This window comes from Phyllobacterium sophorae (genome assembly GCF_003010965.1).
Classification (GTDB): Bacteria; Pseudomonadota; Alphaproteobacteria; order Rhizobiales; family Rhizobiaceae; genus Phyllobacterium; species Phyllobacterium sophorae.
The window spans coordinates 78,330-96,905 of sequence record NZ_PGGM01000005.1 but is presented as its reverse complement, the minus strand read 5'-3'; the positions used below and the strand labels follow the sequence as shown (position 1 = coordinate 96,905).

Genomic DNA, 18,576 nt, shown 5'->3' with positions numbered 1-18,576 from the left:
GCGTGCGAAGAAACGCATCTTTACAAGACTGAAGCGCAAGAGGTAAACATAGTTTACCAGTGGTGCGAGGGAGTACGAGATTAGATGGCCGGATTGCTCATGCCGAAAGCCGATAACGCGACCATGTCTCGCCGTGCAGAGATTGTTGCGGCATTGCAAGCCATCGTGCCGGGCGAAGGCGTGGTTGATGTCACCAACGAAATGCGCGCCTTCGAATCCGATGCCCTTACGGCCTATCGCCAGCTGCCCCTGGTCGTCGTCCTGCCGCAAACGGTGGCGCAGGTATCACGAGTCCTCAAATATTGCTACGAAAACAATGTGAAAGTCGTCCCTCGCGGCTCCGGAACGTCATTGTCAGGCGGGGCTTTGCCCTTGGAAGATGCGGTGTTGCTGGTCCTGTCGCGCTTCAACCGGATCCTCGAAATCGACTATCCAAACCGTGTTGCCGTGGTGCAGCCGGGCGTGACAAATCTCGGCATCACCAAGGCAGTCGAGCATGAAGGCTTTTACTACGCGCCGGATCCGTCGTCGCAGATCGCCTGCTCGATTGGAGGTAACGTGGCGGAAAATTCCGGCGGCGTGCATTGCCTCAAATATGGTCTCACTGCCAATAACGTGCTCGGCCTCGAAATGGTGCTGATCACCGGCGAAGTTGTGCGGCTCGGTGGAAAGCATCTTGATTCCGAAGGTTATGACCTTCTCGGCCTGATGACCGGTTCGGAAGGGCTGCTTGGAGTTGTCACGGAAGTGACCGTGCGCATCCTGAAGAAGCCGACGAGTGCGCGCGCGCTGATGGTGGGTTTTCCAACGAGCGAAGAAGCTGGTCAATGCGTCGCCGATGTCATCGCGGCTGGCATCATTCCGGGCGGCATGGAGATGATGGACCGCCCTGCCATTCACGCTGCCGAGGACTTCGTCCATGCGGGATACCCCCTCGATGTGGAAGCCCTGCTGATCATCGAACTGGATGGTCCCGTGGTCGAAGTTGATCACTTGATCAGTATGGTTGAGACAATCGGACGGAAAAATGGTGCAACGACCTGCGTGGTGTCGCAAAGCGAAGAGGAGCGCATGGCATTCTGGGCAGGGCGCAAGGCGGCCTTTCCGGCAGTCGGGCGCATTTCGCCAGACTACCTGTGCATGGACGGAACGATCCCGCGAAAAGAGCTGCCGAAAGTGCTGGCGGGCATGCGCGAACTGTCAGAGAAATATGGCTTGCGCGTTGCCAATGTCTTCCATGCTGGCGATGGCAATCTGCATCCGCTCATCCTCTACGATGCGAATATACCGGAAGAGCTGCATAAGGCCGAGGATTTTGGCGCCGATATCTTGCGGCTCTGCGTCAAGGTCGGCGGTGTATTGACGGGAGAACATGGCGTCGGTGTGGAAAAGCGCGACCTGATGCCGGAGATGTTCAACGAAACCGATCTCAAGCAGCAGATCAGGGTCAAATGCGCTTTCGATGACAAGCACTTGCTCAATCCCGGCAAGGTATTTCCGCAATTGCACCGCTGCGCTGAACTTGGCCGTATGCACGTGCATCATGGTCAGGTGCCGTTTCCTGACATTCCGAGATTCTAGGCGTGACCACATTCAATCCTCACGCCGAAGGCGAGATCGTCGAAGCTGTCCAATGGGCGGTTGCAGAGCAGGCGCCTGTCGAAATCGTTGGTCAGGGCTCCAAGCGGGATCTCGGCCGCCCTTTACAGACCGAGCATACAATTATGCTCTCGGGTTATTCGGGCGTGACGTTGTACGAGCCAGACGAATTGGTCCTTGGCGCCAGGGCAGGTACGCCGATCGCCGAACTGGAAGCATTGCTTGCGGCCAATGGCCAGGCATTCCAGTTCGAGCCGATGGATTATGGCCCGCTGTTGGGAAAGCTTGCGGGGCAGGGCAGCCTCGGCGGCCTCCTGGCGACCAATTTGTGTGGACCGCGTAGCCTGAAGTCCGGTTCCGCCCGTGATCATGTGCTGGGCGTGCGCGTGGTGTCGGGACGTGGCGAACTGTTCAAATCCGGCGGCCGTGTCGTCAAGAATGTCACGGGCTATGATTTGTCGAAGGGGATGGCCAATTCCTGGGGGACACTCGGCATCGCCACGGAAATAACGTTCAAGGTCCTCCCTGCTCCGGAGACCGAGACGACGCTTGTCATTCGCGGTCTTGCCGACGATGAAGCAGGCCGCGCCATGGCGATTGCCATGGGTTCAAGCGGCGAGGTGGCATCTGCGGCGCATTTGCCAATCAATGTTGCAGGGCGGGTCCTCGACGGAGCGCTGAATGGGGAGGCTTCGACCGTGCTGCGCCTTGAGGGGTTCGCGCCCTCCGTCGCTGATCGAGTGGCAATGTTGAAGGGCCTTCTGGCGTCTGCCGGGACGATTGATACCATTTCCGGCGAAAGATCCCGCAAGCTCTGGCAGGAAATCCGTGACGTCGTCCCGTTTGCCGACGGCACCGAGCGCCCGGTGTGGCGGGTTTCCATGGTGCCGATGGAAGCCTACAAGCTTGTCGCCTCCCTCCGCATGGGAGCCGCTGTCGATGCCTATTACGATTGGCAGGGCGGCCTCGTCTGGTTGCGCATGGAAGGTGAGCCAGAAGCAGAAGCCGTACGTGCGCTGGTCCGCAAATATGGTGGCGGTCATGCAACTTTGGTGCGCGCGCCGACGAGCATACGGGCAGCGCTGCCGGTATTCGAACCGCAGCCAGCGTCCCTGGCCGCCCTTTCCAAGCGGCTGAAGCAGCAGTTCGATCCGAGCGGAATATTGAACCCGGGCCGCATGGTCGCAGGAGTATAGACGTGCAGACAAACTTTACCCCCGAGCAGTTGCTGGACCCCGGCGTCGCAGAGTCGGAAAAGATTCTGCGCAAATGTGTGCATTGCGGCTTCTGTACCGCCACTTGCCCGACCTACGTTACGTTGGGCAATGAGCTCGACAGCCCGCGGGGCCGCATCTATCTCATCAAGGATATGCTGGAAAATGGCCGCGCGGCGGATGAGCAGATCGTCAAGCACATCGATCGCTGTCTGTCGTGCCTCGCCTGCATGACAACCTGTCCTTCGGGTGTCAACTACATGCACCTCGTGGATAACGCCCGTGCCCACATCGAGAAGACCTACAAGCGCCCGGTCATCAACCGGCTGACCCGCGCGCTGCTTGCTCTTGTCCTGCCCTATCCCGGCCGTTTTCGTTTCGCCCTCAGTGTTGCAAGACTTGGCCGTCCCTTCGCTCCACTGTTCAGATCCGTGCCGGCGTTGAAGCCGATGGCCGCAATGCTCGAGCTTGCGCCCAAGTCCGTTCCCGCGAAATCGCGCTTTGCCCGGCCCGGTTCGCATGCATCTCAGATAGCGAAAAAAGGCAGGGTTGCAATTCTTACTGGCTGCGCCCAGCCGGTGTTGAAGCCAGGCATCAACGAGGCAACGATCCGGCTTTTGACACGGCTTGGCATCGAAGTCGTCGTACCAGGGGGCGAGGGTTGCTGCGGTTCGCTGGTGCACCATATGGGCCGCGAGGAAGAAGCACTCCACGAGGCCCGCCGCAATGTGGACGTCTGGATGCGTGAACTCGATGCGGGCGGTCTCGATGCGATCGTGGTAACGGCGTCGGGGTGCGGCACGACGATCAAGGATTACGGCTACATGCTGCGGCTCGATCCCGACTATAAGGACAAGGCAGCACGTGTTTCCGCACTGGCCAGGGACATCACCGAATATCTGGCAATGCTCGACCTGCCGGCGCCAAAGCAACCGGCGGGCCTCACCGTTGCCTACCACTCCGCCTGTTCGATGCAGCACGGGCAGAAGATCACGCGCCAGCCGAAGGATTTGCTTAAAGCGGCAGGTTTCATCGTCAAGGAGCCCGCTGAGGGTCATCTTTGCTGTGGTTCGGCCGGTACCTACAACATCATGCAGGCAGAGATTGCGCGTACGCTTCGTGACCGCAAGGTGAAGAACATTGAAGCTACAGGAGCCACCCTCATCGCTACCGGCAACATTGGCTGTATCACCCAGATCGCCAGCGGTTCGAAGCTGCCGATTGTGCATACCGTGGAGTTGCTCGACTGGGCCTATGGCGGCCCCAAGCCGGAAGGTATCGCCGCACCAGCGTTCTTGCAGGCGGAATAAAAGAGGGCAGCGGTTCCGAGGGAACCGCTGCCCAGTTCCCGGCACCGCCCCCGGTGCCGGCCCCCAGAACTGCTATCTCACAATAACCTTGGTACCGACATTGACGCGCTCGTAGAGGTCCGTGACGTCTTCGTTGCGCATGCGAATGCAGCCACTGGATACGGCATGGCCAATGGTCCAGGGAGCATTGGTGCCGTGAATGCGATATAGGGTCGAGCCGAGATAAAGCGCGCGTGCACCAAGAGGATTGGCGATACCGCCTTCCATATGCGCTGGTATGATGCGCCCCTTCTGTCGCTCGCGTTCTATCATCGATGCGGGTGGATTCCAGTCGGGCCATTCGGCCTTGCGGCTGATCGTATTGGTGCCGGACCAGCCAAAACCTTCCTTGCCCACACCGACTCCATAGCGTTGGGCCGTTCCGCCGGCTTCAACCAGGAAAAGGAAACGTTGTGACGTATCGATAACGATGGTGCCAGGCTTCTCGGGGCCGTCATAGGCAACTGTCTGCGGCAGGAATTCAGGGTCCATCGCCCGCTTCTTCGGCTGCCGGTCGTTCGCGGGCGATTCGGGGCGCTGGAATGACACTTCGCGAACTGCCGGATTTCCGGCTGCTGGGGCAACTTTACGATTGCGCTGCTTGGTATATCCGCGTGCAGGAGGCTCGCTGAAAACCACATAATTGCGCGGATTGACCGGCGAGCCCACTGGCCTTGCGCGCAGCTGCATCACCCAAGGTGCCGAGAGATCCGGGCTCATGACAACTGGCGGGCGTGTTGCGTAGCGTTCACTCGCCATCGCCCCGGTGGCAATGCCGGCCGTTAGGCAGGATGTCAGTAGCAAATATGCAATTCTCATCGGGTCTTTTCTCTAGGCGTGCAAACTCTGCTGACAGGTCTTGTCAGTTTTCGGATTGAGTTTGCCTGCGCTCAGGTAGAAAAAAGTGAATCGCGATCAATAAAATGCGATTCTTTGCGGAAACCATTTGGTGTGGTTACCGGCAGGTTTTCAAAACTGGTTAACATTCGAAAAAGGCAGGCGAAATGCAAGACGATACCCCGGTCAAGACTGGCCTGATCACCGGCGAGGATGGCGACATCAGGTGCTTCTGGCCCGGAACATTGCCTGAATATGTTCACTATCACGATCATGAGTGGGGCAGGCCCGTCACCGACGACACCCGGCTTTTCGAGAAGATTTGCCTCGAGGGATTTCAATCCGGCCTTTCCTGGCTGACCATCTTGCGCAAGCGCCAGAACTTCCGCGAAGCCTTTGATGGTTTCGATTATCATCGTATCGCGCGCTATGGCGAGAAGGATGTGGAGCGGCTGCTGGGCAATGCAGGTATCATCCGCCATCGCGGCAAGATCAATTCCGCGATCAACAACGCCAAGCGCGCCATTGAACTCGTCAAGGAAACGGGATCACTCGCTGCCTATTTCTGGCAGTTTGAGCCACCGGCAGACGAGCGCCCCAAGATTGTCGACTATCCCACCCTCATTGCAAACCCGACATCACCAACCTCGATCCGCCTGTCCAAGGACCTGAAGAAGCGTGGCTGGACCTTTGTTGGTCCGACGACGATGTATGCGCACATGCAGGCGATGGGCCTTGTCAATGATCACATTGAAGGTTGCAAGTGCCGCCAGGAGATCGAGAGGCTGCGAGCCAGGTTCAAGAGACCGGTTCCGGCTTCATAGAGTCGCGTATCCTTTGTCAGGGTCATCAATCCTTGCCCTTGAAGCGTTGATAGTCTAGAGCAAACGCGCTCCGGCAATCGCTAGAATTTCAAAGGTTTGGATCATCATCATGGCAACAAAGGCAGACAGGGTAAAAGCGCGGCTGCCGCGCGGTTTCGTGGACCGTGCGCCCGATGATCTGCGCGCCGCCGAAAAGATGATGGCGCAGATCCGCAAGGTCTACGAACTTTATGGCTTCGAGCCCGTCGAAACTCCGCTGATCGAATATACCGATGCGCTCGGCAAGTTCCTGCCGGATCAGGATCGTCCCAACGAAGGCGTGTTCTCGTTTCAGGACGATGACGAGCAGTGGTTGTCGTTGCGCTACGATCTGACCGCGCCGCTGGCACGCTATGTCGCCGAGAATTTCGAGAGTATTCCAAAGCCCTATCGCAGCTATCGTGCCGGCTGGGTGTTCCGCAATGAGAAGCCGGGCCCGGGCCGTTTCCGCCAGTTCATGCAGTTCGACGCCGATACGGTCGGTGCGCCTTCTGTCTCGGCGGACGCGGAAATGTGCATGATGATGGCCGATGTCATGGAGGCATTGGGCATCAAGCGCGGTGACTATGTGATCCGCGTTAACAACCGCAAGGTTCTCGACGGGGTGCTGGAGGCAATCGGCCTCGGCGGCGACGAGAATGTTGGCCGAAGGCTGACGGTGCTCAGGGCAATCGACAAGCTCGACAAATTCGGCCCACAAGGCGTGCGCCTGCTGCTTGGCGCCGGCCGGTGGGATGGCGGTAAGGAAGGTGAGGGCGATTTCACGAAGGGTGCGGGGCTCGACGAAGAATCCATTGATACGATCATGCTCCTTTTCACGCACGCGAGCGACCGTGCACCCGACTTTTTTATGCAAATGTCTCCCGATGAAGTGATGCAGGATGATGCATTGCTGCAAGGCGGCCAGAGTTCACAACCCTTAGTCATCGCCAATCCCCGCTTTCTTGACGTCTATGAGGAGCGGTTCCCACAAGCGTCGCTTTTCCAAGAGGGGTTGAACGAACTTCGCCAAATCAGCAGCCTCGTGAGAGCAGCGGGCTATGGGACACAGCGCATCAGGATTACAACCTCGGTCGTACGTGGTCTGGAATATTACACTGGTCCGGTCTTCGAAGCCGAACTCACCTTCGACGTCACGAATGAAAAGGGCGAGAAAGTTGTCTTCGGCTCGGTTGGCGGTGGCGGGCGTTATGACGGCCTGGTCTCGCGCTTCCGCGGCGAACCGGTTCCGGCAACCGGATTTTCGATCGGCGTTTCGCGCCTGATGACCGCCCTGAAGAACCTCGGCAAGCTCGACACTTCCGACAACATCGGCCCTGTCGTCGTTCTGGTCATGGACCGTGATACAGTAAGCCTCGGCCGCTACCAGAGGATGGTCTCGGATCTGCGTCAGGCCGGTATTCGCGCCGAAATGTATCTCGGCGGTTCGGGCATGAAGCCGCAGATGAAATATGCTGATCGCCGTGGCGCACCCTGCGTCATCATTCAGGGGTCGCAGGAACGCGACAACGGCGAAGTTCAGATCAAGGACCTGATCGAAGGCGCACGCCTTTCGGCTGAGATCGAGGACAATGTCACGTGGCGTGAAAGCCGTCCGGCGCAGGTCACCGCCAAGGAAGGCGATCTCGTGGCCGAGGTGCGCAAGATACTCGAGGCGCAGGCCGAAGATCGTGCCAACGCATCGAAGGGTCAGTAGTTTCCGATGACCGCTTCACGCGCCCCTGCTTTTTCTGGCGAACTTGCCGCGCTTATCGCTGGGCGGGATGCGGAGCTTGTCGATATTCCGGTCATCCAGCCGGCAGACCAGTTTCTGGACATGGCCGGTGAAGACCTGCGCCGCCGGATTTTTCTGACCGAGAACGAAAACGGCCAGAGCCTGTGCCTCAGGCCCGAATTTACCATTCCCGTTTGCCGAAATCATATCGAACGCAACGCCGCGACGCCGAAACGCTATGCCTACCTCGGTGAGGTGTTCCGCCAGCGCCGCGAGGGCGGCAACGAGTTCTTTCAGGCCGGGATCGAGGATCTTGGCGATGCCAACCGGGCCCGTGCCGATGCGCGTTCGCTTGCCGATGCCTTGGCTGCCATCCGGCTTGTTGCGCCGCACGCGGAACTGGAAACCCTGCTCGGTGACCAGGCAATTTTTGAGGCAGTGCTGGCAGCACTTGGCTTGCCGCGCGGCTGGCAGAAGAAGCTTGCACGCGCCTTCGGCAATCCTGGGCAATTGAAAGGTTTGCTTGAAGACCTTTCCTCCGATCGCCAAAATGGCGCGCTGCCGGATCGTCTTGCAGTGCTCGTGGCAAAGGGCGACGAAGCCGGTTTGGCGGCTGAGTTGGAACAGGATATGCAAATCGCGGGGATTTCGCCTGGTGCTGGTCGCGCGCCGATAGAAATTGCGCGTCGGCTGATCGAGAAATCAACGCTCGCTTCGGTAAAGTTGCCGGCCAAGGCATTCTCGGCGTTGGAAACCTTTCTTGCCATTCGCGTGCCGCTGCAATCTGCCGCGGGCCAATTGCTCAGCTTCGCGCGTTCGAACGAATTCGACCTCGGCCCTGCACTTGAACAATTCGAGGCGCGCGCGGCCTCTGTTATCGAGGCGGGAATCGGGCACGAGACGATCATCTATGATGCCGCATTCGGCCGCCCGCTCGACTATTATACCGGGCTGGTCTACGAGACCCGTGCGCTGAAATACGCCGGCACAGGCGCTATTGTCGGCGGCGGCCGCTATGATCGTCTGTTGACGATGCTCGGCGCCGTAGGGTCCATTCCGGGTGTCGGATTTTCGATCTGGCTCGACCGGCTCGAGCAAATTGCCGAGAGTGTTTCAGGAGATGCGCAATGACCATCACCTTGGCGCTTCCCTCCAAAGGCCGCCTCAAGGAAAAGGCCCTCGAAGTCCTTGAAAACGCGGGCTTGAGCGTAATCCTGCCGAAAGATCAGCGCAGCTACCGGGCGCAGGTCAAAGGCGAAAGTCAGATCGATATCCTGTTTCTCTCGGCATCCGAGATTGCTCGCGAGCTTGGCTATGGCAGCGTTGATCTTGGCGTGACAGGTGAAGATCTCATCCGCGAAACGCTGTCGTCTGCCGATGAGCGGGTGCAAGTCGAAGCCCGCCTCGGCTTTGGCCATGCGGATGTTGTCGTTGCCGTGCCGGACGTCTGGTATGACGTGTCGACAATGGCCGATCTCGATGACGTCGCCGCGGATTTCCGCCAGCGCCATGGCCGCCGTCTGCGCATTGCCACGAAATACTGGCGGTTGACCCAGCAGTTCTTCTCGCAAATGCATGGAATCCAGGTCTATCGCATAGTCGAGAGCCTCGGCGCGACCGAGGGCGCTCCTGCTTCAGGTTCCGCTGATATCATTGTGGATATCACCTCGACCGGATCGACTTTGCACGCCAACCATCTCAAGGTTCTGGATGATGGCGTGATCCTCAAATCGCAGGCGTGCCTGGTTTCGTCGCGCGGCACCACCGACGCCAATGCTGTTGAGGAACTATCTCAGCGCATTAAGGCGGCTCTGGCCGGCTGATCCTATCAACTCTGCGTGATTTAGAGCGAGTTCTGTAACCTTTCCAGCGATCCATACGTATTTCCCAGCAGAAGACCGAATATGATCGGTATAGTAACGCTAGGAGTTCAGTCATGATGACACGTCGAACGCTTTTTGGCGGTGCGATAGCGGGGCTCGGCGCATTCGTCGCGACACGATTTGCTGGCGCACCAGTCGCGCGTGCGGCAGGCCCGTTCGAAATCAAGCATACGGATGCGGAGTGGAAGAAACTCCTGACCGCCGAACAATATTACGTGCTGCGCGAGGAGGGGACGGAGGCCCCGTTCACCAGCCCGCTCAATCACGAAAAGCGTAAAGGCATTTTTGCCTGCGCCGGCTGCGACCTCCCACTTTTTGATTCAGATACGAAATTCGAAAGCGGCACCGGCTGGCCGAGTTTCTGGATGCCGATCAAGGGCGCGGTAAACGAGATTCCCGACCCTTCCTTCGGTATGACGCGTACAGCGGTCGAATGCCATCGCTGCGGTGGCCATCTCGGTCATGTCTTCGATGACGGGCCAAAGCCGACTGGCCTGCGCTACTGCATGAATGGCGTCGCGTTGACATTCAAACCGGCAGCTGCCTGAGATAGCAAAGGACCCAGATCCATGAAAGTTTATCATTTCCTGCTCGCTGCGACGATCTTGATTTCTCCCGGATGCGCGCTTGCTGGCGAAACTGTCACCATGGTTCCGCCACCTGCGGTCGATCAGACGGCCTCCGCGAAGCCTGAGACCATCGTCCTTGCCGGTGGCTGCTTCTGGGGCGTCCAAGGGGTCTACCAGCACATGAAGGGTGTAACGAGCGCTGTCTCCGGTTATTCGGGCGGCAAGAAGGAAACCGCAAATTATGAACTTGTGAGCAACGGCGACACCGGACATGCGGAGTCGGTGGAAGTAACCTTTGATCCGAAAGTCGTCAGCCTTGGCAAGATACTGCAAGTCTATTTTTCCGTGGTGCACAATCCCACGGAGTTGAATCGGCAGGGACCGGATTCCGGCACACAGTATCGCTCGGCGGTTTTCACGACCAGCAGCGAGCAGGAGAAGATTACGAGAGCCTATATCGCTCAGCTCGACAAGGCCAAGGTCTACTCGGGTCCGATCGTTACGAAGGTTTCATCGCTGGAAGAATTCTACCCCGCCGAAGCCTACCACCAGGATTATGCGACGATCCATCCTTCGCAGCCTTACATCGCTTACTACGATCTCCCGAAGATCGAAAACCTGAGCAAATTATTCCCGCAGGATTACCGCGACAACCCTGTGCTGGTCAGTGAGAACAAAGCGTCGAACTGAGACAACGCAACAAAAAAGGCCGCTCGAAGCGGCCTTTTTCTTGTTCAGTATCGGATCGATCAGCCGCGCTTGGCGTCGATAGATAGTGCGCCTGCCCCATGCTGAGCCAGCACAAAAAAACCGCCGGCAATCGCGAGGTTCTTGTAGAAGTTTATCTGGTTCGCCTGATCCCAGGGAACCAGATGACCGACGAGGGCAGCGCCGATCGTGAACAAACCGAGCAGGACTGCGGCGTAGCGAGTCTGGAAGCCAACCAGAACGGCGAGACCGCCAAGAAGTTCAACCAGGCCGACTATAACGGCAGTGATTGTTGGCAGTGGGAGCCCCTTGGAGGCGAAATAGCCCGCTGTGCCGCCAATAGCTGTGAGCTTGGCGAAACCAGCGGGAATGAACAGGATCGAAAGCAGGATGCGGCTGACAAGCGTAACAATAGCATTGTTGGACATTAGGAAACTTCTCCGGGGTTTGTCGTTACAGCCCAATATCTAGATTCGATTGTCAAGCAAAGCCACCATTTTCTCGACAGATTGTTCACAGTAAAATGATATTCGATTCCTACTCTGGTGCGATCATACGTTCTGGACGAACAAGGCGGTCATAATCTTCAGCCGAGACGTGACCGCTGGCGAGGGCCTCTTCACGCAAGGTCGTGCCGTTCTTGTGGGCAGTCTTGGCAATCTTTGCCGCATTGTCATAGCCAATCGCCGGCGCCAGTGCTGTGACGAGCATCAGCGAGCGCTCAAGCAGGTCCTTGATGCGGGCTTCATCAGCTTCGATGCCTTCGACACAGTTGTCTGCGAAGGAGACCATGGAATCCGAGAGCAGGCGGATCGACTGAAGAACGTTCAGCGCAATGACCGGCTTGAACACGTTGAGTTCGAAGTGGCCCTGGCTGGCAGCGACAGTGACCGTTGTTTGATTGCCGAAAACTTGCGCCGCGACCATGGTCAGCGCTTCGGCCTGCGTCGGGTTGACCTTGCCCGGCATGATCGACGAGCCGGGCTCGTTTTCCGGTAGTTTCAATTCGCCGAGACCGGAACGCGGACCAGAACCGAGGAAGCGGATGTCATTGGCGATCTTGAACAGGTCCGTTGCCAGTGCATTGAGGCTGCCATGGAAGTTAGCCAGGGCGCCATGGCTCGCGAGTGCCTCGAACTTGTTTGGGGCGGTCTTGAACGGCAGGCCGGTAATATCGGAAACCGCTTCGGCAAAACCTGTTTCAAAGCCGACAGGCGCATTGAGGCCGGTCCCAACGGCCGTACCCCCCTGTGCCAGCAGGAAGACGTCGGCAAGGCTCTGCTCGATGCGTTTGCGCGCGAATTCCAGCGCCGCGCGATAGCCCGAAAATTCCTGACCGAGTGTAACGGGCGTTGCATCTTGCGTGTGGGTTCGGCCGATCTTGATGATGTCGGCAAATGCCTTTTCCTTCTTCGCCAACGCGGCAGTCAGATGGTCCAGCGCGGGATAGAGCCGTTCGGTTGCCTCCACGGCCGTGGCGATATGGATCGCAGTCGGAAACGTGTCGTTGGAGGACTGGCTCATGTTGACGTGATCGTTTGGATGAACCGGCTTCTTCGAGCCCTTGGTTCCGCCGAGCATTTCAATGGCGCGGTTGGAAATGACCTCATTCGCATTCATGTTCGACTGTGTGCCCGAGCCCGTCTGCCAGACAACCAGCGGGAAATGCTCGTCGAGCTTACCTTCGATGACTTCTTCCGCAGCGACGGTGATGGCGCGGCCAAGCACTTCGTCGAGCTTCCCGAGTGCCATGTTGGTTTCCGCAGCGGCTCGCTTGGCAATGCCAAGGGCGCGCACGAGCGGGATCGGCATCCTCTCGCCGCCGATCCTGAAATTATGCAGCGAGCGTTCCGTCTGTGCGCCCCAATACTTGTCCGAAGCGACTTCGATGGGTCCAAAAGTATCTGTTTCGGTACGGGTAGAGCTCATCGTGTATTTTTCCTGTTGGGAGTTGGCGCAAGCACTACTGCGAAGCTCCGCGAGAGGCAAGGTTCGAGAGTGGAATGCCGACCTGGAATTCACGCGGGTTTGGGATAAAATCGATTAAAGGCAAAAAGCCACTTGAGGCGCCCCGCACATGTGCGCAACGGCTAGCGCCCTATTCGCAAGACTGCCTTGGTCATTTGAAAGTACGCATGCGAGTGACATTATCTGACTAATTTCCTGGTTCGTGCTAATTTTGAATTGAAAGTTTGATGTGTGGGGAGGACATCATGGCAACACATGAAGCGCGAACCCTTCAGATTTCCATTGGCCGCAATTGGCGTGATGTCTATGACTACGCCAGTGTTCCGGAACACCTGCCAGAATGGGCGTCAGGCCTTACATCCGGCTTGCAGAAATCCGGTGACGAATGGCTGGCCGATAGTCCCTCTGGCAAGCTTCGATTGCGGTTCGCACCTGATAACAAGTTTGGTGTTCTCGATCATTGGGTGACCACAGAAACGGGTGAGGAAGTCTATATTCCGCTGCGGGCGGTTGCCAATGGTGACAGCTGCGAGGTCACCTTCACCCTGTTTCGCCTGCCGGGCATGGACGATGAGAAATTCACTGCCGATGCCGCGTGGGTGAAGCGAGATCTGCAGAAGCTCAAGGATCTGCTCGAAGCACAACTCATAGAGTGAGAAAAGATATGGCAAGTTCAGGCAAAGACAAACGTATCGACTATATCGAATTCAATGTGAGTGATATTGGGCGCGCGCGCCGCTTCTATGGCGATGCCTTCGGCTGGACCTTCACTGATTACGGCCCCAGCTATTGCGAATTTTCCGATGGTGGTCTTAAGGGCGGCTTTACGTCAGAAGGCGAAGTCCGATCGGGCGGCCCGCTGGTCATCCTCTTTGCCGATAATCTTGCAGATGCATTGAAGCGAGTCGAGAAAGCGGGCGGAAAAATCCTGAAACCCGTATTCAGTTTCCCCGGCGGCCGGCGCTTTCATTTCGCCGACCCCGATGGATATGAGCTTGCGGTCTGGTCAGATAAATAGGATCCAGATCAGGACGCCAGTGTCAGCATGTAAGCGTCGTATTTCTTCAGAAACTCGCGTAACAGCTGCGGATACTCGACCGTTACTGCGTTTTGCACGCTAGGCCGCGCCGCAAGTGCCTTGCGCCATGCGCGAACTTTGGGATAGTTCGCAAACACCCCAAGGTCGCTGATCTCATCGAACGTATCAAAATACCGGAAGGCGGGCGCGAAGACCGCATCGACCAGGCTGAAATTGGCGCCCGCAAAAAAGGGGCCATCGCCGAGTTCGTCTTCTACACGCCCGAATTTGTCGATGAGAGCCTTGCGCTTTTCTTCGAAGACACGCACATCCCTGGTCGTTTCCAGCCCCCATATCTCGGAGAGAATGGAGGAGCCATATTCCATCCAGCCGCGATGGCGGGCACGCGTCAGGGCGTCTTGCGGGTGCAAGCGCGGTCCGGGTTGAGACTCATCGATATATTCGGCAATGACCGAGCTCTCGAAGAGAATTGCGTCGCTGCCATCCGGCCGGGGAACTTGCAGCAGCGGTACCTTTCCAAGCGGCGAAACTTTTAGGAACCAGTCGGGCTTCGTCTGCAGGTCAATGTAAATTTTCTCGAATGGAACGCCTTTTTCGGCAAGGGCTATAGCTGCGCGTTGCACATAGGGGCAAAGAGGATGGCTGATGAGGGTGAGGGAAGACAAGGCATGGTTCTCCGGATGATGGCCGCAAATGAAACGAGCGGCAGCCGAAGCCGCCGCCCTTCCGAGAATCAGGCTGCGCGAGCAGCTCTCAAAGCATTCGCCCACCAGACAAGCTGGGCGAGCTGGTTGTCGGCTGCCTCATTGAGATGCGCATAATCTCCAAGTTTCTTCTCGCCTTTAACGACGGTCAGATATTCGGGATAAGAGATATGAACCCCGGTCTTGACCGACGCCGAGCCCATTTCAACGAAGATCAGACGAAGCTGTTCCACTGCACGGGCACCGCCCACGCCGCCATAGCCGACAAAGCCGACGGGACGTTGCGAGAACTCACCAAGATCGATGGCGTTCTTCAACACGGCGGTCGGGCCGTGATTGTACTCGGCGACGGTCACGACGAAGCCATCGAATTCCCGCAGCTTTTTCTTCCACCGCTCCGCGGTTTCGTTTTGCTCCGTCGTGGTACGCTCTTCAGCAAAGAAATGCATCGGATAGTCAAGAAGATCGACGATCTCCACCTCGACATCGTCACGCTTGCCGGCAACCTCAGCGATCCATTTGGCAGGAAATTCGGCGAAACGGCCGATACGTGTGCTGCCAATAATGATACCGATTTTAGCTTTAGCCATTTCATGAATCCTTCATCTTGGGGGATGGTAACTATTTGTGACCGGCGCTATATAAGTGACTGTTCGAAACGGTCGCAAGGAGGCACTTTTTTGAAACCAGATCACTTCGAAGTAACCCCTGCATGTGCGGCGGTTCACCATCTCCTCGCACGCGTCGGCGACAAATGGACGGTGATGGTCGTCAAGTATCTCGGCAATGGGTCGATGCGATTCAACGAGCTGAAGCGGACAATCAATGGTATCTCTCAAAAGATGCTGACGAGTACGTTGCGTGGTCTTGAACGCGACGGATTTGTGACCCGGACAGTTTATCCGACCATTCCGCCACGTGTGGATTACGAGCTGACGGATTTGGGACGCGATCTGCTGGTGCCGGTAAAAGCGCTTGGAGATTGGGCGATCAAAAACGAGCAGCGCGTCAGCGAAGCCCGCGCTCGATTCGATGCAGCTAACGGCGGCAAGGAACCCCAGACTCCCTTCGCACAAGCTGCTGAATAGCTCCATTCGCCGGACGAATGAAAAAAGGCGGGTCGAAACCCGCCTTTTTCCATATGTCGTTGGGACAGGACTTCTTAGAAGTCCATGCCACCCATGCCGCCCATTCCGCCGCCTGGCATCTGGGGAGCGCCGCCATTGTCCTTCTTCGGAGCTTCGGCGATCATGGCTTCCGTCGTAACGAGAAGACCAGCAACCGATGCAGCATCCTGCAGGGCGGTGCGGACAACCTTGACCGGATCGACGATGCCGAGTGCGATCAGATCGCCATACTCGCCGTTGGCAGCGTTGTAACCGAAGGTTTCCTTCTTGTTGTCGAGGATCTTGCCGATAACGATCGAAGCTTCATCACCTGCGTTGGTTGCGATCTGACGGGCCGGAGCCTGCAGGGCGCGACGAACGATGTTGATACCTGCGTCCTGGTCGGCATTGGCGCCCTTGAGGGTAAGACCAGCCGAAGCGCGCAGGAGGGCAACGCCACCGCCAGGAACGATACCTTCTTCAACAGCCGCACGGGTTGCGTTGAGGGCGTCGTCGACGCGGTCCTTCTTTTCCTTCACTTCAACTTCCGTTGCACCGCCAACGCGGATAACGGCAACACCGCCAGCGAGCTTGGCAAGACGTTCCTGCAGCTTCTCGCGGTCGTAGTCGGAAGTGGTTTCTTCGATCTGCTGTTTGATCTGGCCGACGCGGGCGTTGATTTCGCCCTTCTTGCCATTGCCGTCAACGATCGTGGTGTTTTCCTTGGTGATCGACACCTTCTTGGCGCGGCCGAGCATGTCGAGCGTAACGCTTTCGAGCTTGATGCCGAGATCTTCGGAGATGACCTGACCGCCGGTGAGGATGGCGATGTCTTCGAGCATGGCCTTGCGGCGATCGCCGAAGCCAGGAGCCTTGACAGCAGCAATCTTCAGGCCGCCGCGCAGCTTGTTGACGACGAGCGTAGCAAGCGCTTCGCCTTCGACGTCTTCAGAGATGATGACGAGCGGCTTGGAGGTCTGAACGACAGCTTCAAGAACCGGCAGAAGAGCCTGGAGGTTCGAAAGCTTCTTCTCGTGGAGAAGGATGTAGGCGTCTTCGAGGTCAGCAACCATCTTTTCAGGGTTGGTCACGAAGTATGGCGACAGGTAGCCGCGGTCGAACTGCATGCCTTCGACAACTTCCAGCTCGGTGTCAGCGGTCTTGGCTTCTTCAACGGTGATAACACCTTCGTTGCCAACCTTCTGCATCGCCTTGGCGATCATTTCACCGATTTCGGATTCGCCATTGGCAGAGATCGTGCCGACCTGCGCAACTTCTTCCGAAGTCTTGATCTTCTTGGCGCTCTTGCCGAGCTGCTTGACGACTTCTGCAACAGCAAGATCGATGCCGCGCTTCAGATCCATCGGGTTCATGCCGGCAGCAACAGCCTTGCCGCCTTCCTGAACGATGGCCTGGGCAAGAACAGTAGCGGTCGTGGTGCCGTCGCCGGCAATGTCGTTCGTCTTCGAAGCGACTTCACGCACCATCTGTGCGCCCATGTTTTCGAACTTGTCTTCGAGTTCGATTTCCTTGGCAACAGTTACGCCGTCCTTGGTGATGCGCGGAGCGCCGAAGGACTTGTCGATGACAACGTTACGGCCTTTCGGGCCGAGCGTTACCTTGACAGCGTCTGCAAGGATATTGACGCCGCGCAGCATGCGCTCACGCGCGTCGCGGCCGAACTTTACTTCTTTGGAAGCCATTGTATCTCTCCTGGGGGTTATCCCGGTTTGATCTAAATTCGTTGGTGAAAGGACAGCCGGCGATTAGCCGAGAATGCCCAGAATGTCGGATTCTTTCATAATCAGCAGGTCTTCGCCGCCGATCTTGACTTCCGTACCGGACCACTTGCCAAACAGGATCAAATCGCCTGCCTTGACATCGAGCGGTACGAGCTTGCCGGCTTCGTCACGAGCGCCAGTGCCTACAGCGATGACTTCGCCTTCCTGTGGCTTTTCCTTGGCAGTATCCGGAATGATGATGCCGCCTGCAGTCTTTGCTTCGGATTCGACGCGGCGTACAACGACGCGGTCATGAAGCGGGCGGAACTTGGTCTTGGCCATGGTTAGAACCCTTGATGTTGGTGTCAAAACGATGTCGCGGACGGCTGCGCCATCCCCGTTATTAGCACTCGCCATAGGTGAGTGCTAACTGCGGCCGGAGATAGTGGGATGGCGCTGAAGAGTCAAGGGAAAGCCGTGCGAAATTTTCATGACAGCAGTTTCAGGATAGCTGCCTTTCCGGGGCTAAGCCGTTCCGGAATTCAAGCGGCAGAGACGAAAAGCAGCCTCCCATAATCATCGAACAATCCAGCGCTCAAGCAAAGTGCGGGTGCCGGCTTTGATCGCTTTCCATTGCAGCAGCTTATCCTTTGCAAAGGAGCCCTGTACGGCGATTTTCAAATCTCTGAAATAGAAAGTGAATTCGCAACCTATGTTGAAGCAATCGAGACGTGTGTCCCCTTGCTTTTGATCAAGATTTACGTAGATTTCTGACCAAAAATCGAGAGCCGAGATTCGGGTTAACTCGTTTTTGAAAGGGATGCGCTCCTTGTACATGTCCATGATGAATTCAATGCTTGAGAACGGAAATCCCGGTGCATCCTTGCCGTCTGGAATGGTTCGCACATACGGAACACGAACGAGATAGGACCCGCCTGGAGGATACCCTTCTTCAGGAGTCCATCCATTAGCATAGAATGCTTCTTTCTTCGAGGGAGCGAGGGTTGGCATCCAGAAGGCGAAGTCAAAACGATCCGGATAACAATTTACACGTTCCGGCGTTGGCCTGAAAAAAAGATAAGCATAGGGAATGTTGAAAGCCTGCGCCCCATCTTCCAAGCGGCGAAAAACGGGATATGTGGGGTCCATATTCTCTACTCTGAACCAGGCAGACTCGATGTCACCTTCAGGCTTGCACGGGTAGTCCTCGGCCATAGCGAACGTGCAAAAGGACGCGGTTCCGAACACGAACATGATCAGCATATACAGACGGGTGAACGTATTCTTCCGCATCAGATTCAC

The 18,576-nt window shown here is 57.2% G+C and carries 20 protein-coding genes; 12 read left to right on the top strand and 8 right to left on the bottom strand.

Features of this window, described 5'->3' with window-relative positions:
* Window positions 1-84: 84 nt before the first annotated feature.
* Genes CU103_RS13040 through glcF form a run of 3 tightly spaced genes read left to right on the top strand, consistent with a single transcriptional unit; the run spans window position 85 to window position 4,123 of the window.
* Entirely contained in the window at window positions 85-1,581 is a 1,497-nt protein-coding gene (locus CU103_RS13040; RefSeq protein ID WP_106664372.1) for an FAD-linked oxidase C-terminal domain-containing protein, read from the top strand.
* On the top strand, window positions 1,575-2,795 hold the full coding sequence (locus CU103_RS13035; RefSeq protein WP_410010371.1) for an FAD-binding protein: 1,221 nt from the start codon (window positions 1,575-1,577) through the stop codon (window positions 2,793-2,795). The genes CU103_RS13040 and CU103_RS13035 overlap by 7 nt, the downstream gene beginning before the upstream one ends.
* Before the next feature lie 2 nt (window positions 2,796-2,797).
* Window positions 2,798-4,123, top strand: coding sequence for a glycolate oxidase subunit GlcF (gene glcF, locus CU103_RS13030; RefSeq protein WP_106664370.1), 1,326 nt, complete (start codon window positions 2,798-2,800; stop codon window positions 4,121-4,123).
* A 72-nt stretch (window positions 4,124-4,195) separates the two neighbouring features.
* Here glcF and CU103_RS13025 read toward each other — a convergent pair whose 3' ends face one another.
* Entirely contained in the window at window positions 4,196-4,981 is a 786-nt protein-coding gene (locus tag CU103_RS13025) for a L,D-transpeptidase (RefSeq protein WP_106664369.1), read from the bottom strand.
* Window positions 4,982-5,166: 185 nt separating this feature from the next.
* Between CU103_RS13025 and CU103_RS13020 the strand changes: the two genes are divergently transcribed.
* The 6 genes from CU103_RS13020 to msrA all read left to right on the top strand — a co-directional run bounded on the left by CU103_RS13020 (window position 5,167) and on the right by msrA (window position 10,718).
* The gene (locus CU103_RS13020; RefSeq protein WP_106664368.1) at window positions 5,167-5,823 is read left to right on the top strand and encodes a DNA-3-methyladenine glycosylase I; all 657 of its coding nucleotides are present in this window, start codon (window positions 5,167-5,169) and stop codon (window positions 5,821-5,823) included.
* A 109-nt stretch (window positions 5,824-5,932) separates the two neighbouring features.
* Entirely contained in the window at window positions 5,933-7,558 is a 1,626-nt protein-coding gene (gene hisS, locus CU103_RS13015) for a histidine--tRNA ligase (protein ID WP_106664367.1), read from the top strand.
* 6 nt (window positions 7,559-7,564) lie between these two features.
* The gene (locus CU103_RS13010; RefSeq protein WP_106664366.1) at window positions 7,565-8,707 is read left to right on the top strand and encodes an ATP phosphoribosyltransferase regulatory subunit; all 1,143 of its coding nucleotides are present in this window, start codon (window positions 7,565-7,567) and stop codon (window positions 8,705-8,707) included.
* A complete protein-coding gene (gene hisG / locus CU103_RS13005; RefSeq protein WP_106664365.1) occupies window positions 8,704-9,399 on the top strand; it encodes an ATP phosphoribosyltransferase in 696 nt (231 codons plus the stop codon). The genes CU103_RS13010 and hisG overlap by 4 nt, the downstream gene beginning before the upstream one ends.
* A 113-nt stretch (window positions 9,400-9,512) precedes the next feature.
* Window positions 9,513-10,007 carry a peptide-methionine (R)-S-oxide reductase MsrB gene (msrB, locus tag CU103_RS13000; protein WP_106664364.1) on the top strand — a complete coding sequence of 165 codons (495 nt, stop codon included), beginning with the start codon at window positions 9,513-9,515 and terminating at the stop codon, window positions 10,005-10,007.
* 21 nt (window positions 10,008-10,028) lie between these two features.
* On the top strand, window positions 10,029-10,718 hold the full coding sequence (gene msrA, locus CU103_RS12995; protein ID WP_106664363.1) for a peptide-methionine (S)-S-oxide reductase MsrA: 690 nt from the start codon (window positions 10,029-10,031) through the stop codon (window positions 10,716-10,718).
* A 59-nt stretch (window positions 10,719-10,777) separates the two neighbouring features.
* Here msrA and CU103_RS12990 read toward each other — a convergent pair whose 3' ends face one another.
* Together CU103_RS12990 and fumC are read right to left on the bottom strand one after the other, a co-directional pair.
* Window positions 10,778-11,164, bottom strand: a complete 387-nt coding sequence (locus CU103_RS12990) for a DoxX family protein (protein ID WP_106664362.1) — start codon at window positions 11,162-11,164, stop codon at window positions 10,778-10,780.
* A gap of 109 nt (window positions 11,165-11,273) precedes the next feature.
* A complete protein-coding gene (gene fumC / locus CU103_RS12985; protein WP_106664361.1) occupies window positions 11,274-12,665 on the bottom strand; it encodes a class II fumarate hydratase in 1,392 nt (463 codons plus the stop codon).
* A gap of 284 nt (window positions 12,666-12,949) precedes the next feature.
* On the opposite strand from fumC, the gene CU103_RS12980 reads away from it, so the two are divergent.
* Entirely contained in the window at window positions 12,950-13,360 is a 411-nt protein-coding gene (locus CU103_RS12980) for an SRPBCC family protein (RefSeq protein WP_106664360.1), read from the top strand.
* Window positions 13,361-13,368: 8 nt separating this feature from the next.
* The gene (locus tag CU103_RS12975; RefSeq protein WP_106664359.1) at window positions 13,369-13,722 is read left to right on the top strand and encodes a VOC family protein; all 354 of its coding nucleotides are present in this window, start codon (window positions 13,369-13,371) and stop codon (window positions 13,720-13,722) included.
* Window positions 13,723-13,730: 8 nt separating this feature from the next.
* Here the strand turns inward: CU103_RS12975 and CU103_RS12970 are convergent, their stop codons facing one another.
* Together CU103_RS12970 and CU103_RS12965 are read right to left on the bottom strand one after the other, a co-directional pair.
* Entirely contained in the window at window positions 13,731-14,408 is a 678-nt protein-coding gene (locus CU103_RS12970; protein ID WP_106664358.1) for a glutathione S-transferase family protein, read from the bottom strand.
* A 68-nt stretch (window positions 14,409-14,476) separates the two neighbouring features.
* Window positions 14,477-15,037 (bottom strand): NADPH-dependent FMN reductase, encoded by a 561-nt coding sequence (locus CU103_RS12965; protein WP_106664357.1) that lies wholly within the window; start codon window positions 15,035-15,037, stop codon window positions 14,477-14,479.
* A 90-nt stretch (window positions 15,038-15,127) separates the two neighbouring features.
* On the opposite strand from CU103_RS12965, the gene CU103_RS12960 reads away from it, so the two are divergent.
* The gene (locus CU103_RS12960; protein WP_245448767.1) at window positions 15,128-15,535 is read left to right on the top strand and encodes a winged helix-turn-helix transcriptional regulator; all 408 of its coding nucleotides are present in this window, start codon (window positions 15,128-15,130) and stop codon (window positions 15,533-15,535) included.
* A gap of 74 nt (window positions 15,536-15,609) precedes the next feature.
* Here CU103_RS12960 and groL read toward each other — a convergent pair whose 3' ends face one another.
* The 3 genes from groL to CU103_RS12945 form a co-directional block, all read right to left on the bottom strand.
* Window positions 15,610-17,256: a chaperonin GroEL gene (gene groL, locus CU103_RS12955; protein ID WP_106664355.1), complete on the bottom strand. Its 1,647-nt coding sequence runs from the start codon at window positions 17,254-17,256 to the stop codon at window positions 15,610-15,612.
* Between the two features lie 63 nt (window positions 17,257-17,319).
* On the bottom strand, window positions 17,320-17,616 hold the full coding sequence (gene groES / locus CU103_RS12950) for a co-chaperone GroES (RefSeq protein WP_027230208.1): 297 nt from the start codon (window positions 17,614-17,616) through the stop codon (window positions 17,320-17,322).
* Window positions 17,617-17,850: 234 nt separating this feature from the next.
* Window positions 17,851-18,567, bottom strand: coding sequence for a hypothetical protein (locus tag CU103_RS12945; protein ID WP_146147791.1), 717 nt, complete (start codon window positions 18,565-18,567; stop codon window positions 17,851-17,853).
* Between the last annotated feature and the right edge of the window lie 9 nt (window positions 18,568-18,576).

Bases quoted from the DNA above. Each gene is read 5' to 3' on its own strand.
- CU103_RS13010 (WP_106664366.1), top strand. From the start codon at position 7,565: ATGACCGCTTCACGCGCCCCTGCTTTTTCTGGCGAACTTGCCGCGCTT.
- msrB (WP_106664364.1), top strand. From the start codon at position 9,513: ATGATGACACGTCGAACGCTTTTTGGCGGTGCGATAGCGGGGCTCGGC.
- CU103_RS12980 (WP_106664360.1), top strand. From the start codon at position 12,950: ATGGCAACACATGAAGCGCGAACCCTTCAGATTTCCATTGGCCGCAAT.
- CU103_RS13040 (WP_106664372.1), top strand. From the start codon at position 85: ATGGCCGGATTGCTCATGCCGAAAGCCGATAACGCGACCATGTCTCGC.
- hisG (WP_106664365.1), top strand. From the start codon at position 8,704: ATGACCATCACCTTGGCGCTTCCCTCCAAAGGCCGCCTCAAGGAAAAG.
- CU103_RS13025 (WP_106664369.1), bottom strand. From the start codon at position 4,981: ATGAGAATTGCATATTTGCTACTGACATCCTGCCTAACGGCCGGCATT.
- hisS (WP_106664367.1), top strand. From the start codon at position 5,933: ATGGCAACAAAGGCAGACAGGGTAAAAGCGCGGCTGCCGCGCGGTTTC.
- CU103_RS12990 (WP_106664362.1), bottom strand. From the start codon at position 11,164: ATGTCCAACAATGCTATTGTTACGCTTGTCAGCCGCATCCTGCTTTCG.
- msrA (WP_106664363.1), top strand. From the start codon at position 10,029: ATGAAAGTTTATCATTTCCTGCTCGCTGCGACGATCTTGATTTCTCCC.
- CU103_RS13020 (WP_106664368.1), top strand. From the start codon at position 5,167: ATGCAAGACGATACCCCGGTCAAGACTGGCCTGATCACCGGCGAGGAT.
- groL (WP_106664355.1), bottom strand. From the start codon at position 17,256: ATGGCTTCCAAAGAAGTAAAGTTCGGCCGCGACGCGCGTGAGCGCATG.
- CU103_RS12945 (WP_146147791.1), bottom strand. From the start codon at position 18,567: ATGCGGAAGAATACGTTCACCCGTCTGTATATGCTGATCATGTTCGTG.
- fumC (WP_106664361.1), bottom strand. From the start codon at position 12,665: ATGAGCTCTACCCGTACCGAAACAGATACTTTTGGACCCATCGAAGTC.
- CU103_RS12965 (WP_106664357.1), bottom strand. From the start codon at position 15,037: ATGGCTAAAGCTAAAATCGGTATCATTATTGGCAGCACACGTATCGGC.
- groES (WP_027230208.1), bottom strand. From the start codon at position 17,616: ATGGCCAAGACCAAGTTCCGCCCGCTTCATGACCGCGTCGTTGTACGC.
- CU103_RS12975 (WP_106664359.1), top strand. From the start codon at position 13,369: ATGGCAAGTTCAGGCAAAGACAAACGTATCGACTATATCGAATTCAAT.